The sequence below is a fragment of the Mycolicibacterium palauense genome, from assembly GCF_002592005.1.
Lineage (GTDB): Bacteria > Actinomycetota > Actinomycetes > Mycobacteriales > Mycobacteriaceae > Mycobacterium > Mycobacterium palauense.
The window spans coordinates 1-14,085 of sequence record NZ_NVQF01000114.1 but is presented as its reverse complement, the minus strand read 5'-3'; the positions used below and the strand labels follow the sequence as shown (position 1 = coordinate 14,085).

Annotated in this window: 13 protein-coding genes and 1 tRNA gene; 9 read left to right on the top strand and 5 right to left on the bottom strand. The window is 68.5% G+C overall.

The annotated features are described in order from the left end of the window. Both CSR00_RS27160 and CSR00_RS27155 read left to right on the top strand, forming a co-directional pair. A partial coding sequence (locus CSR00_RS27160) for a VldE C-terminal domain-containing protein (RefSeq protein ID WP_245906630.1) occupies positions 1-532 on the top strand: 532 nt, incomplete at its 5' end. A gap of 95 nt (positions 533-627) precedes the next feature. Next, positions 628-1,047, top strand: a complete 420-nt coding sequence (locus tag CSR00_RS27155) for a ChaB family protein (RefSeq protein WP_099025498.1) — start codon at positions 628-630, stop codon at positions 1,045-1,047. Between the two features lie 31 nt (positions 1,048-1,078). On the opposite strand, the gene CSR00_RS27150 is transcribed toward CSR00_RS27155, so the two are convergent. Then, positions 1,079-2,695: a Na+/H+ antiporter gene (locus CSR00_RS27150; RefSeq protein WP_099025497.1), complete on the bottom strand. Its 1,617-nt coding sequence runs from the start codon at positions 2,693-2,695 to the stop codon at positions 1,079-1,081. A 183-nt stretch (positions 2,696-2,878) separates the two neighbouring features. Between CSR00_RS27150 and CSR00_RS27145 the strand changes: the two genes are divergently transcribed. The 4 genes from CSR00_RS27145 to CSR00_RS27130 all read left to right on the top strand — a co-directional run bounded on the left by CSR00_RS27145 (position 2,879) and on the right by CSR00_RS27130 (position 6,459). Continuing rightward, positions 2,879-3,526 carry an ABC transporter permease gene (locus tag CSR00_RS27145; protein WP_099025496.1) on the top strand — a complete coding sequence of 216 codons (648 nt, stop codon included), beginning with the start codon at positions 2,879-2,881 and terminating at the stop codon, positions 3,524-3,526. A gap of 7 nt (positions 3,527-3,533) precedes the next feature. Further along, positions 3,534-4,697, top strand: a complete 1,164-nt coding sequence (locus tag CSR00_RS27140; protein ID WP_099025495.1) for an ABC transporter ATP-binding protein — start codon at positions 3,534-3,536, stop codon at positions 4,695-4,697. Between the two features lie 86 nt (positions 4,698-4,783). Beyond that, positions 4,784-5,485, top strand: a complete 702-nt coding sequence (locus CSR00_RS27135; protein WP_245906634.1) for an ABC transporter permease — start codon at positions 4,784-4,786, stop codon at positions 5,483-5,485. Between the two features lie 56 nt (positions 5,486-5,541). Then, positions 5,542-6,459: a glycine betaine ABC transporter substrate-binding protein gene (locus CSR00_RS27130; protein ID WP_099025499.1), complete on the top strand. Its 918-nt coding sequence runs from the start codon at positions 5,542-5,544 to the stop codon at positions 6,457-6,459. 174 nt (positions 6,460-6,633) lie between these two features. Here the strand turns inward: CSR00_RS27130 and CSR00_RS27125 are convergent, their stop codons facing one another. After that, positions 6,634-7,212, bottom strand: coding sequence for a hypothetical protein (locus CSR00_RS27125; RefSeq protein ID WP_099025493.1), 579 nt, complete (start codon positions 7,210-7,212; stop codon positions 6,634-6,636). 197 nt (positions 7,213-7,409) lie between these two features. Here CSR00_RS27125 and CSR00_RS27120 point away from each other — a divergent pair, with 197 nt between their 5' ends. Next, entirely contained in the window at positions 7,410-8,462 is a 1,053-nt protein-coding gene (locus CSR00_RS27120) for a zinc-dependent alcohol dehydrogenase family protein (protein WP_099025492.1), read from the top strand. Here the strand turns inward: CSR00_RS27120 and CSR00_RS27115 are convergent. Continuing rightward, on the bottom strand, positions 8,433-11,216 hold the full coding sequence (locus CSR00_RS27115; protein ID WP_099025491.1) for an ATP-binding protein: 2,784 nt from the start codon (positions 11,214-11,216) through the stop codon (positions 8,433-8,435). The genes CSR00_RS27120 and CSR00_RS27115 overlap by 30 nt on opposite strands. 55 nt (positions 11,217-11,271) lie before the next feature. After that, positions 11,272-11,345: transfer RNA gene (locus CSR00_RS27110), tRNA-Gly, on the bottom strand. Positions 11,346-11,421: 76 nt separating this feature from the next. Here CSR00_RS27110 and dcd point away from each other — a divergent pair. Next, on the top strand, positions 11,422-11,994 hold the full coding sequence (dcd, locus tag CSR00_RS27105; protein ID WP_099025490.1) for a dCTP deaminase: 573 nt from the start codon (positions 11,422-11,424) through the stop codon (positions 11,992-11,994). On the opposite strand, the gene CSR00_RS27100 is transcribed toward dcd, so the two are convergent. After that, on the bottom strand, positions 11,981-12,682 hold the full coding sequence (locus CSR00_RS27100; protein WP_099025489.1) for a DsbA family oxidoreductase: 702 nt from the start codon (positions 12,680-12,682) through the stop codon (positions 11,981-11,983). The two genes, dcd and CSR00_RS27100, sit on opposite strands and share 14 nt — an antisense overlap. 218 nt (positions 12,683-12,900) lie before the next feature. Between CSR00_RS27100 and CSR00_RS27095 the strand changes: the two genes are divergently transcribed. Continuing rightward, on the top strand, positions 12,901-14,085 hold a 1,185-nt coding region (locus CSR00_RS27095; protein WP_456093797.1), incomplete at its 3' end, for a DUF7159 family protein.

Here is a 14,085-nt window from a genome sequence, read left to right as displayed (position 1 = left end):
GCTGTTCCCGGTCCCCGCTCCCGTCGCCGCCGTCGTCCCCGAAGAGGCCGGCGGGATCGTCCTGGCGCAGGCAGGGTCGAACCCCGTCACGAGTGAGGTCATCTCCGCGTCGCGACTGCGAGTGATCGCCCCGCAGGCCGCCATCCCGGCCGTGCTGCCGCCCGGGGACTGCCCGGAGCAGGGCCTGCAGGTCAAGACGATCCTGGCGGCCCGATCGATCAGCGCCATCTTCCCGGAGATCACCAGCATGGGCGGGGTCCGGCCCGACGCGCTGCCCTGGCATCCCAACGGGCTCGCCGTGGACGTGATGATCCCGAACGCGGGGTCGGATTCCGGCATCGCGCTGGGGAACCAGATCGTGGCGTACGCCCTGAAGAACGCCGAGAAATTCGCGCTCCAGGACGTCATCTGGCGCGGTGTCTACTACACCCCGGGCGGATCGCAGCGCGGCGGCTACGGGCACTACGACCACGTCCACATCACCACCCACGGGGGCGGTTATCCCTCCGGCGGCGAGGTCTACCTGCGCTGATCGGCGCTCGACGGTCGTTGGGCCGCGTTTGGCCGGGCCCGGCAACGGGGAACCAGCGCAGTAGTCGCTGAAGACCCGATCGGGAGGAGATCCCCATGCCGATGACCAAGAAGAGCGGCAAGCCCAGGAAGAGCGAACTGCCGAGCACCCTGCAGAAGTCCGGGAAGAAGGCCCAGCGCACCTTCGCCAAGGCCCACGACGGCGCGGCCAAGGAGTACGGCGAGGGCGAGCGCGCCCACCGCGTGGCCTACAGCACCCTCAAGCGCAAGTTCGAGAAGGTCGGCGACCACTGGGAGAAGAAGGACAAGAAGGGACCGTCGGATGAGCGTGCCCGAAGTGGTGGACCGAACGCCACGGGCAGGACCGCCGAAGGTGTCGACGCGAATGCCACCAAGAAGCACCTCATGGATATCGCACGCCGGCTTGATATTTCGGGCCGCTCCACGATGAACAAGGGCGACCTGGTCACGGCGATCGAGAAGGCCAACCGCCGTGAGACCGCGCGCGGCCGCTGACGCCAGGATCGCTCTCCAGGAGAGCGGTGGCTCACTCGCGTTTGACGATCGCCTCCTCGAAATCCAGGCCGCGAAGCGCAGCCCGTAGAACCTCGTCGTCGATCCGACCGCTGTCGCGTTCGTCGATGAACGCATCCCGTTCCGCCTCGATCATCTCCAGGCGCAGCCGGCGGAACACCGCATTCAGGGACTCGCCGGTCTGGGACTCGCCGGTCTCGGCGTGGTCGGGCCGCAGTCCCTCCCAGGCCGAGTGACGCCGCCGCGCGTTCCAGTTCTTCAGGGCCTCCGCGGCGCGGTCGTGGGCCTCGGTGCGCTGCCCCCGAGCCTGCACGGCGGCCAGCACATCGTCGAGGCGGTCCGCGGCCGCCCGCGCGGCGCGCTCCTGAGCGGCGGCCGCCGCCACGGCCTCGGCCCGCTCGTCGTGCCCGCGAACGCCGAGCGCCTTGATGATCCACGGCAGCGTGAGGCCGTGCAGCAGCAGCGTTCCGACCACCACGACGAACGTCAGGTACACGATGTGCGGGCGGCCCGGGAACGGAGCGCCGGACAACGTGGTGGCGGGGAGGGCGAACGCGGCCGCCAGCGACACCACCCCGCGCATCCCGGCCCACGCCACGACGAACACCTCCGCGACGCTGGCAGCGTCCGCACGATTCCGGGCGCGGGCCGACACCAGGCGGGGCACGTAGGTGAACGTGTAGATCCACACGATCCGCACCGCGATCACCGCGGCGAGCACCGCCGCCGAGTAGCCCAGCATCACCGTCGCCGGCATGCCGCGGATGTCGTCGAGCACGCCGGGCAGTTGCAGGCCGATCATGAAGAACGCGAACGCCTCCAGAATCAGTTGCAGCGCCTTCCAGACCGCGTCGTCCTGCAACCGGGTCGCATATCCGGCCCGGGTCGACCGTTGGCCGAGGATCAGCGCCGCCACCACGACGGCCAGCACACCCGAGCCACGGATCTCGTCGGCGACGAGGTAGATGATGAACGGGGCGGTCAGGCCGATCGCGCTCTCCACCAGCGGGTCGTCGAGCCGGGAGCGCAGATGGGTCAGGAGGACTCCCGACGCCGCTCCCGTCAGCACACCGCCGACGAGAGCCAGGGCGAACGTCCCGGCGGCGGCTCCCCAGCTGGCGGCCACGCCGATGGCCGCCGCCAGCGACACCTTGTAGGCCGTCAACGCGGTGGCGTCGTTGAGCAGGCTCTCACCACCCAGCAGGGTCATGGTCCGCCGGGACAGGCCGAGCCGGCGGCCGATCGCGGTGGCCGACACCGCGTCCGGGGGTGCGACGATGGCTCCCAGGGTCAGCGCCGAGGCGATGCTGAGCCCGGGCACCGTCTTGTAGGCGACGAGCACGACCGCCAGGGCCGTGGCCAGCGGAAGGCCGACCGCGAGCATGGCCACCGGACGAATGTTCTTCCGCAACGCCACATAGGAGCTCTCCAGCCCGGCGGACCACAGCAGCGGTGGCAACACGATGAACAGTACGAACTCGGGATTCAGGTCGATCTCGGGGAGGCCCGGGATGAGGCTGGCCGACAACCCCGCCACCACGAGCACCAGCGGTGAGGACAGGTTGTAGCGCCGGGCGAACGCCGAGATCAGGACCGCAACGACCAGCACGGCGATCAACCTCGTCTCCATGCCCGTACCTCCTTCGCGTGCGCCTTCCGGGTGGGCCCGATCAGCATGCCGACCGACCCCCCACGATGCGCACCCGGTGTCGACGTTGCCAGCGCGCCACCGCCCCTCGGCTGGTTCGGCGCACCCGGCCCGATAGACGGAAAGCGCTGTTTGCCGGATGCCGACAGGGGTATACAGACGTGCGTGGGTTTCGTGGAATTCGTCCGAGATCGCTGGTCGGTGCTGTCGTTCCTCGCCTACCAGCACATGAGTCTGGTGGTGCAGACCCTGGTGCTCTCGACGGTTATCGCCATGCTCATCGGGATCATGATCTACCGCTCGCACTGGGGTGTGGCACTGGGGAACACCGTCACCGCCGTCGGCCTGACGATCCCGTCCTACGCCCTGCTCGGCGTGCTCGTCGGCATCGTCGGCCTCGGCGTGTGGCCCTCGGTGATCATGCTGTCGTTCTTCGGGGTGTTCCCGATCCTGCGCAACGTCGTCGTCGGACTCTCCGGTGTGGACAAGACCCTGGTCGAATCCGCGCGCGGGATGGGCATGAGCCGGCTGACCACGCTGGTACGTCTGGAGTTGCCGCTGGCCTGGCCGGTGATCATGACCGGCGTGCGGGTGTCCGCGCAGATGCTGATGGGCATCGCGGCCATCGCGGCCTTCGCGCTGGGGCCCGGCCTCGGCGGCTACATCTTCTCCGGCATCTCCCGGATGGGCGGGGCCAACGCCACCAACTCGATCGTCGCCGCGACCATCGGGATCCTCATCCTGGCCGTCATCCTCGACACCGTGCTCAACGTCCTGACCCGTCTCACCACCCCAAGGGGGATCCGTGTCTGATTCGGAGATGTCTGACTCGGCGACCGGCGGTGCCCGCATCCTGCTCGACGGGGTGACCAAACGCTACGGCGAGGACTCGGAGCCCGCCGTCGACAACATCACGATGGAGATCCCGGCCGGGGAGATCGTCATGCTCGTCGGCCCGTCGGGCTGCGGCAAGACGACGACGATGAAGATGATCAACCGTCTGATCGAACCGACGAGCGGGCGCATCCTCATCGGCGACGACGACATCACCCGGCGCAACCCCGACGATCTGCGCCGCCACATCGGCTACGTGATCCAGGGCGCCGGGCTGTTCCCGCACTTCACCGTCGGCGACAACATCGCGATCGTGCCCAAGCTGCTCAAATGGGACAAGGAGCGCATCGCCGCCCGCGTCGACGAACTGCTCGACCTGGTCAGCCTCGACCCGGCGCAGTACCGCGACCGCTACCCGCGGGAACTGTCCGGCGGCCAACAGCAGCGTGTCGGGGTGGCCCGGGCGCTGGCCGCCGACCCGCCGGTGCTGCTGATGGACGAGCCGTTCGGCGCGGTGGACCCGATCACCCGCCAACGGCTGCAGGACGAACTGCTGCGCCTGCAGGAGGACCTGCACAAGACCATCGTGTTCGTCACCCACGACTTCGACGAGGCGGTCAAGCTCGGCGACCGGATCGCGATCCTGCAGGCCGGTTCCCGGATCGTGCAGTACGACACCCCCGAACAGATCCTCAACAACCCCGCCGACGACTTCGTGCGCACGTTCGTCGGCGCCGGCGCGGCCCTCAAACAGCTCACCCTGACCCGGGTGCGCGACGTGGACCTGCACGAGGCGGCCGTGGCGCACGTCGGCGACGACCCGCGGGACGCCGTGCGCAAGGCGCGTTCCATCGAACGCGAACACGTCATCGTCCTCGACGCCCAGGACCGCCCGCAGCGCTGGCTGTCGCTGGAGGAACTGGAGAACCCGCGGGCGCTGGAACGGGTGGCACGCGACGACGAGCTGGAGTCGGTGAGCCTGGCCTCGACGCTGAACGACGCGCTCGACGAGATGCTGACGTCCTCGCACGGCGTGGTCGTCGTGACCGGGCGGCGCAACACGTATCAGGGCGTGGTGCGGGTGGAGACCATCATGGACGCGATGTCGGGTCTGCGCTCGGCCGCGCATGCCGCGGAGCGGACCTCGTGACCGCGCCGCCCGTCAGCGGAGACGTCGCGGAGTCGGCCGACTCCACCACCGAACATCGCGGTGCCGGGTTCGGGTGGGCCCGTTGGCTGTTGCAGCCGCTGGCCTGCGTGGTGGCGGTGGCCGCCTGCCTCATCTACGTGCAGGTCGCCGACGTGTCCGCCTCCGAACAGCGTTCACTGGGTGTGCCGAACCTGCTCGAGCTGCTCAGCCAGCACATGACGGTCAGCCTGGCGGCCACCGTATTGACCTGCGCCGTCGGCATTCCGCTCGGGGTCGCGTTGACGCGCGGGCCGATGCGGCGCTACGCCAAGCCGATCATCACCATCGCCGGGTTCGGGCAGGCGGCACCGGCCATCGGGCTGATCGCGCTGGGAGCGGTGCTCTTCGGCATCGGACCGGTGGGTGCCGTCGTCGCGCTGACCGTGTACGGCGCCCTGCCGATCGTGGCCAACACCGTCACCGGTCTCGACGGCGTCGACCCGCGGCTGGTGGAGGCCGGCCGCGGCATGGGCATGTCGGGCGCGGCGACCCTGCTGCGTGTGGAACTGCCCCTGGCGTTGCCGGTGATAGTGGCGGGGGTGCGCACCGCGCTGGTGCTCATCGTCGGCACCGCGGCGCTCGCATCGTTCACCGGCGCAGGCGGATTGGGGCAGCTGATCACCACCGGCATCAAGCTGCAGCAGCCGGTGACCCTGGTGGTCGGCGCGATTCTGGTGGCCGCGCTGGCCCTGTTCATCGACTGGCTGGCACGCCTCGTCGAGCTGGTCGCCGCGCCGAAGGGACTGTGATCGCCGTGCGAGCCGCGCGAGCCCTGGGAGCAGTGGTCCTGGCCGTCATCACCGCGATGGTGCTGGCCGGTTGCGGGCTGCAGTCGGCCAGCGGCACCGTGCTCGACGCGCAGCCGGGCACCATCAAGCACTACGACTCGCTGGACGGCGTGAAGATCACGGTGGCGGCCAAGGACTTCACCGAGCAGCTGATCCTCGGCAACATGCTCTCGATCATCCTCAACGCCGCCGGCGCCGACGTCACCAACATGACCAACACACCGGGAAGTTTCGGCGTTCGGCAGGCCATGCTGTCCGGCGACGCCAATGTCTCGCCCGAGTACACCGGCACCGGCTGGATCAACTACCTGGGCCACGAGGACCCCATCAAGGGGTCGACGGAGCAGTGGCAGGCCGTCAACGCCGAGGACCACGCCAACGGCCTGACGTGGCTGCCGCCCGCGCCGATGAACAACACCTACGCCTTCGCCATTCGCGAGCCGGAGGCCGAACGGCTGGGGGTCACCAAGCTCTCCGATCTGGCCACCCTGGACCGCTCCGATCTGACGTTCTGCGTGGAAAGCGAATTCGCCAGCCGCAATGACGGTTTCGTGCCGATGCTGCAGACCTACGGTCTGTCGCGGGCCGACCTGGGCAACGTCATCACCCTGGACACCGGTGTCATCTACACCGCAACGGCCCGGGGCGACTGCAACTTCGGTGAGGTGTTCACCACCGACGGCCGGATCCCCGCCCTGCACCTGCGGGTGCTCGAGGACGACAGGCAGTTCTTTCCGCTGTACAACCTCACCGAGGTCGTCAACACCGACCTGCTCGACGCCCATCCCGAGCTGGCCGAGATCTTCGGACAGCTCAACCCGAAGCTCACCAACGACGTCATGCTGAGCCTGAACGCCAAGGTGGACAACGACGGTCAGGATCCCGCGATCGTCGCGCGCGACTGGCTGATCAAGGAAGGACTGCTGACGGCGTAGCGCGGCCGTGTTCCGACCCTTCAGAACGGTGGGGGTTCGTCGGGGTGTTGGCCCAGGTCATGTAGGGGCTGGTGCTGGGTTTGGTGGTGGTGTTGTGGCCGTCGAACACGATGCGTAGGCGACCGCGCCCGAGGATGTTGAGTGGGACGGGTCAGATCGCGAGTCCGTACCGGTTCAGCTCAGTGCCTTGGCGCGGAGCGCCAGGCGTTCGATCGAAGCGGCGAAGAACGGCGTCTCCTCGGCGTTGTGCACCGACACCGCCGACTGGTAATCGTGGCGGGCCTCCTCATAGGGGATGCGGTGAGCTTCCATGTACCGGTCGTAGTTCGGTGTCGTCCACACCCAGACGTTGTTGGTGAAGTCGTGATACCCATCGCCCTTGTGATCGGCGACCAGCTCCCACACGACTTCGGTTTTCGTGTATTCACGGCCGATCAGGTTGTCGGAGATCGAGTGGACCCGGCAATGCAGCTTCTCGCTGATGTCCTCGACGTAGTGCTCCACGATGAGGGCGCCACCGATGTCTTCGACGTTGATCGACATCCGTCGTCCGTCGGGCGTGCGGGTGAATCCCGCCGAAAGGTGGGCCTTCGATCGTGGCGTGCAGTTGATGTATTCCTCGTCGCCGAGGGTGAAGAGCCACTCGGTGATGTCGATCATCGAAGTCGGCGCGTTGATCGAGAAGCTGGCACTGGACTCGCAGAGTAACCGGCGCTGAAAGCCGTTCGACGAATCGTGATGGATGTGTGTCATCTGGGATCTCCTTGGGTTGCACGCTTGCCGTCATCGGCGTGGTGACAGCGAGCAGACCACAGCCCGGATCGGATTCTCCTGAGTCATTCGACTCAGATACGGCAGCCGGCCAGCGGGAGTCAAATGACTCGAGACTATGACCGCGCGCGCGTGGTGGGCTGTCTGAGACGAAATAGCTTGAGAGCAGGGAGTCCGGTATGAGAGCAGCTGTTTTCCTCGGGAAAGGGATGGTCGCCACCGAACAGCGTCGCGACCCGCTCATCCAGAGCTGCGCCGACGCCGTGGTGCGGGTCGATCTGGCCTGCGTGTGCGGTTCCGACCTCTGGCTCTACCGGGGTGAAAGTGACTATGCGCCCGGCAGTCCGATCGGTCACGAGTTCATCGGGGTTGTCGACCAGGTCGGGGACGACGTCACCGCGGTCGCCCCGGGTGACTTCGTGATATCACCCTTCACATACAGCGATGGAACCTGCGCGAACTGCCGGAACGGAATGACGTCGGCGTGTGTCAACGGTGGGTTCATTCCACGCGACAGCCACAGCGGTGGCCAAGCCGAACTCGTCCGTGTCCCGCTGGCCGACGGCACCTTGGTGAAGGTGCCGGGAGCGATCTCGGACTATTCTCCGCTCCTCCGTGCGGCGCTGCTGACGCTGTCGGATGTGATGGGTACCGGTTACCACGCCGCGGTATGCGCGGGCGTCGAGCCGGGCGACACCGTCGCAGTCGTCGGCGACGGTGCGGTGGGCCTGTGTGCCGTCATCGCCGCCAAGCGACTCGGTGCCGAACGCGTCATCGCCTTGAGCCGCAACCCGCGAAGGCAGCACCTCGCCAAGCACTTCGGCGCCACGGATATTGTGGCCGAGCGAGGACGTGAGGCAGTGGAATTGGTCAATGACCTCACCAAGGGGATCGGTGTCGATGCCGCACTCGAGTGCGTCGGGACCGGCGAGTCGGTCCGGACGGCGATCGGCGTGTGCCGGGCAGGGGGCATGGTCGGCAACGTCGGACTCCCGCACGGTGTGCACATTCCCGCGGAGAGGATCTTCGCGCGCAATGTCGGCGTGCGCGGCGGACCCGCGCCGGTCCGTGCCTATTTGCCGACTCTGTTGGCCGATGTGTTGGCCCAACGCGTCGATCCCAGCCCGGTGTTCGACTTCGTCACAGACCTCGACCACATCGGAGATGCGTACGCGGCGATGGATGAGCGGCGCGCGATCAAGTCACTGGTGGAGGTCGCCGGCAGTGTCTGAGCGCAGCGTGGAGAGGGCATCGCGAAGGGCCGCCCGGTTACCGATCCCGAGCTTCGGATAGATCCGGTAAAGGTGACCTCCGACCGTTCGCGACGACAGGTAGAGCTGCGCGCCGATCTCCTTGTTGGACAACCCGCGTGCCGCCAGATCTGCGATGGCCCATTCCTGTGGGGTGAGAGCGGGCATCTCCCGAGGAACGGTCGACACATCCCGGGCGGCCCGAAGCTCGGCGCGGGCACGAACGGCCCATGGGTGGGCACCGATCGCCTCGAAGGTCTCAAGTGACTCGTGCAGCGCGATCCGTGCGTCCTTCAGGCGTTGTTCGCGCCGCAGTCGACTGCCGTACTCGAGTTGTACCCGCGCATGGTCGAACGGCCAGCACCGGGTCTCCTCCCCGCACAGGGCAGCTTCGAACATCTTCAGGCTGCGGCCGCTATCGGCGACCAGCGCTGCAGCCCCCCCAACCAGCAGCGCAAGCCGTGGGGAGAGCTCGGCAACACCGGAGTCTTCCATCGCGTGGACGTGCCTGATCGCCTCCTCGCGACGCCCGGTGCGCAGCGACGCCTCAACCACGTCATAGGCGAGCCAGAGGGCATGGGGCTCGTACCGCGCGAACGTTCCCGGCGGACTGAAGGCGATCGCGTGGCGATAGGCGCCTTCCCAGTCTTCGGCCGCCTCGGCCGCCAGGGCCCGGGCGTGATGGCTCAACCGCTGTATTCCGAAGGCCTCCCGGGACAGCGTCGTGCGGTCGAGTTCGGCGGCCCATGTCTCGGCCCCGGCGGCATCTCCGCGGACCGCGGCGAGAAGCGCCTGCACGTAAAGGAAATACCAGCTGGTCGTCAACCCGGTGTTCCCGGCTCCGGCCAGGCCCTCTTGCGCCAACTCCTGTGCGCGCTGCCAGTGCCCGGACACGTAGTCATCAAGGCACTGCAGCATCAACGCACGGAAATACGTTCTCATCGCGTCACCACGACGACCGGCTTCGATGAGACGCCAGGTGGATTTCCGGCCCGCCGCCAGCAGGTCGACGTAGACGGCGGCGGTGTTCAAGCGGACCGTGGTCATCGGATCGCCGTCATCGGGCTGCGCGTCGATGAGAGAACGCAGCTGTCGGCGAACCCCGGACCCGAGGCGGACGGGATCGCCGAAGGCGCGACTCAGCACCAGAAGCTCTGTGGGGCAATCGGGCCGAAGCTGAGCGAGGGCGCTGAAGTAGGTCTCCCAGTAGGCCGGTACGCCCGCCTGCCAACAGATGATGAACCAGGTGTAGAACACCTCGATGAGCTCGCTGTCGCAGGCCCGCCAACGATGTGCCCCGGACCTGACCGCGTTGTCGATCATGCGGTGCGCCGATCCACAATCGCCCCCGGTGTCGGCGTAGACGATCGCAGTCGCGATCACGGCGTGCAGCGAGCCCGGCCCCCGCCTCGGCAGGGTCCGAAAGTCGTCGAGGTGCTGTGAGGCATCGACCGGTTCACCGATCACTTCTGCGTGGAGGTAGGCCGCCAGGGCGAGCCGGCGACCGCGGCCATCCGTATCCGGACTCAACCGTGCCGCACGTGCGAGCGCACCGGCGCAACCGTAGGCATCCCCACGCCGTAGCGCATCGGTTGCGGTCTCCTCGAGCAGGTCCGCGGTGTCACCGTCCACGTCGAGCGCGGCCTCGGCGAGATGCCATGCCCGCTTCGACGGCACGTTCCGTAACGTCTCGGCGATCACGCCGTGGGCCTCCCGGCGCTGCTCCGACGTCGATTCCTCGACGACGGTAGCCCGGATCAGCGGATGGGCGAACCTGATCGACAGCCGCGCCTGATCCACGACTACCAGGCCGGCGTCCTCGGCGGGGACGAGCGCCCCGAGGTGGATGTCGAGTTCTCTCAACGCGGCCATATCTTCTCGGTCGTCGAGGGCCAGCAGCAGCAGGCAGTGCCGCGTCTCGACCGGAAGGTCACAGATGCGATAGGAAAGCGACTGCTTGAGCCGATCGGTCATCGGTATGTGATCGAGGGCGCTCCCGGCGCCGCGGGGCGTCTGTTCCAGCACCCTGCCGAGTTCGCGGATGGCCAGTGGGTTGCCCTGCGCCTGGTGCAGGACTCGGCGTCGAGCGAGGATCGGTAGCGCAGGGTGCCAGAGATCCACGAGAACTTCCGCGTCACGGTCGGTGAGCGGCTGCACGGCGATGTCGGTATCTGCGTCGCCGTCGAGGGCGATCCGCGGGGAAACCTGTCTCGAGTCGCGCACCGTGGCGATGAAGCCGATGCGAGAATCCGCCACATGCTGGGCGACGAAGGACAGCACCCGAAGGCTCGCCTCGTCGAGCCAGTGCAGATCGTCGACGGCGACGACGACCGGTTGCCGGCACGCGATCCTCTCGAGCAACGTCAGCGTCGCACCACAGACCAGCAGCGCCGTGGCGGGTGGTCCGGCCGCATAGCCCAGGGCGACGGCCAGGCCTTGGCGGTACGCCGAATCGAGCTCGTCGAGGTGCGTCCGCAGCGGTCGGAGCAGCCGGTTGAGGCCGGCGTGGCTCATCGACGCGTCGAACTCGGTTCCGGAGGTCGCCAGGACGAGCGCACCAGATCTCGCCGCGATCGAGTGCATCTCCTCGAGAAGCCGCGTTTTGCCCACACCAGCCGGCCCGACCAGCAATCGAGTCGCACCGCTGATCGCCGACCGCGCGACGAACCGGGTGAGCTCGGCGACCTCCGCCTCGCGTCCGACGATCGCCGCGCCCGCGGTCACGCGCTGTGCCACGGGTCTACGGTGCCGTCCCGGCGCGCGCGGCGCATTGCAGCTAGCCGTAGTTTCGTGGAGCCGATGACGGGAATCGAACCCGCGTATTCAGCTTGGGAAGCTGATGTTCTGCCATTGAACTACATCGGCATGTGCTGAGGAAGGATAGCAACTGTGCGGCGATCCTCACCAATGCGCACCGGCGCGGGGCCGATACGCTCGTCGGGTGCTGCTCTCCGATCGTGATATCAGGGCGGAGCTGGCGACCGGCCGCCTCGCCATCGAGCCGTTCGAGGATGCCCTGGTGCAGCCGTCCAGCGTGGACGTGCGCCTGGACAGCCTGTTCCGGGTGTTCAACAACCTGCGGTACACCCACATCGACCCCGCACTGCGCCAGGACGACCTGACCAGCCTGGTCGAGTGCGCGGCCGGCGACCCGTTCGTGCTGCACCCGGGGGAGTTCGTGCTGGGTTCGACGCTGGAGGTGTGCAGCCTGCCCGACGACCTGGCCGGTCGGCTGGAGGGCAAGTCGTCGCTGGGCCGGCTGGGTCTGCTGACCCACTCGACGGCGGGGTTCATCGACCCCGGCTTCAGCGGGCACATCACCCTGGAACTGTCCAACGTCGCCAACCTGCCGATCACGCTGTGGCCGGGCATGAAGATCGGCCAGCTGTGCCTGCTGCGGCTGACCAGCCCGGCCGAGCACCCCTACGGCAGCGAGAAGGTCGGCTCGAAGTACCAGGGCCAGCGCGGGCCGACTCCCTCGCGTTCGTATCTGAACTTCATCAGGTCCGAGTAGCCCCGCCGGTCAGGCCCTCGACGTCGACGACCTCGCCGCGGTTGATGCTCACCCAGTCCCGGCCGTCCAGGTAGGGGCGCAGGCTCGCGCCGATCAGCTCCGCGTCGGCGGCGGTCTTGGGCCGCTGCAGCTCGTAGACGTGCGGCAGGGCGGCCATCCCGGTCACCACGGTCCACAGCGTCAGCGCCTCGGGCCCGGTCGGCGGGTCCACCAGCACCGGCCCGAACAGGCACTGCCCGTCCAGGAACAGCGTCGGCACCCCGTAGCCGCCGGCGTCGAGCACGCGTTGGTGGTCGGCGCGCACCTCGTCGTGGGTGCTCGGATCGGCCAGGGCGGCGTCGAAGGCCTCGGGGGCGCCGATCTCGCCCAGCAGCCGGCGCGCGACGTCGGGGTCGTGCGGCTTGCCGCCGCGGTCGTGCAGTTCGGCGCCGATCGCCGCGTACCAGCGGTCCAGCATTTCCTGGCCGCTGCGGCGCAACAGCGCCCCGATCCGCATCAGCGACCAGCCGTAGGACCAGTCCCGCTCCCACGGGTGTTTCTTGCCCTCGACCCGGTTGACCTCCTCCAGGCTGAAGAACCGCCAGTTCACCGTCAGGGGCGTCTGGTCGCGCACCGCCCGGATCCACAGCGAGGTCTGGTAGGCGAACGGGCACATCGGGTCGAAATGGAAGTCCACGCTGCTGCTCACCCCACGAGCATCCCACTGGCGGGGCCGCCCGGCCCGCGTATGGTGATAGCTACCGGATGTCGAGGGGTCCGCGCCGATGCTCACCGCCGCGCGAACGCCCACCTGCCGCACATGTAACACAGCAGGTGGGAGGCTCGATATACGAGTTGGTCGCGTAGCGCTCGAGGGGTCGGCGCCCGGCTGGAATTGACGCAGGTAGCAAATATTGTGGAGGGGCAGTGGACATCGCACTCGGGGTGTCGATGACGCCTACGACGGTCCGCATGGTGCTGGTGGAGGGAGAAAAGGCCGACGGGGTCACCGTCGACCACGACGTGTTCGACGTCGCCACCGGGGAGGCCTCGGCAACGGCCTCCGAACAGGTCATCGCCGCGCTGCTGGGCACCCGCGAAAGCGCGCGGGAGGGCGGCCACCGGCTGGTCGCCACCGGCATCACCTGGCACGACCACGCGGAGGCCGCGGCGCTGCGGAACGGCCTGGCGGCCCGCGACATCGACGACGTCATGCTGGTTTCCGAGCTGCACGCCGCCGGGGCGCTGGCCCAGACGGTCGGTGCCGCGGTGGGATACGACCGCACCGCGCTGTTGTTCCTGGAACGCGACACCGCCACGCTGTCGGTGGTCGACACCGCCGACGGGTCGGTGGTCAAGGTGCAGCGCCAGGACCTGCACACCGAGGACGCCGTCGCCGAGCTGACCGGCATGGTCGCCGGCCTGACCGACCTGAAGACCCCGCCGCAGGGCGTGTTCGTGCTCGGCTCCGGCGTCAGCATCGCCGCGATCAGGCTGCAGCTGGAGTCGGCGACGTCGCTGCCGGTGACCGCGCCCGAGGAGCCCGAGCTCGCGCTGGCCCGTGGCGCCGCGCTGGCCGCCGCCAACGCCCCGCTGTTCGAGGCCTCCACCGTGGGCCTGGCCTATGCCCTCGACGGCGGCGAGGGCACCACCGCCGGGGCCTACCCGGCCGGTGCGGAGATCACCCAGGCCGCCGGGGCCGGCTACACCGGGGCGCCGGCGCCGCTGGCCTACAGCGAGGTCGACGCCGAGCAGGACGCCGATTTCCTCGGGGAGTTCGACGGCGATATCGACGGTGATATCGACGGCGGGGACGCCGAGTCGGGCCGCAAGCCGTTCCTGCTCGTCGGCAGCGCATTGACCTCGGTGTTCGTCATCGGGGTGACGGCCCTGGTGATCTCGCTGGCCGTCAGTATCCGCCCGACCGTGGATGAACGGCCCAGCCCCGCCGAGAGCGCCATCATCCCCACCCAGGTGCCCGAGGCGCAGCCCCCGGCCCCCGAGGCCGTGGTCCCGCCGCCCGCGCCCGAGCCGCCGCCGGAGACCATTCAGGCGCCGGTGCCCGTGGTCCAGGAGGCGCCCCAACCGCAGGCCCCGCGCACGGTGTACGTG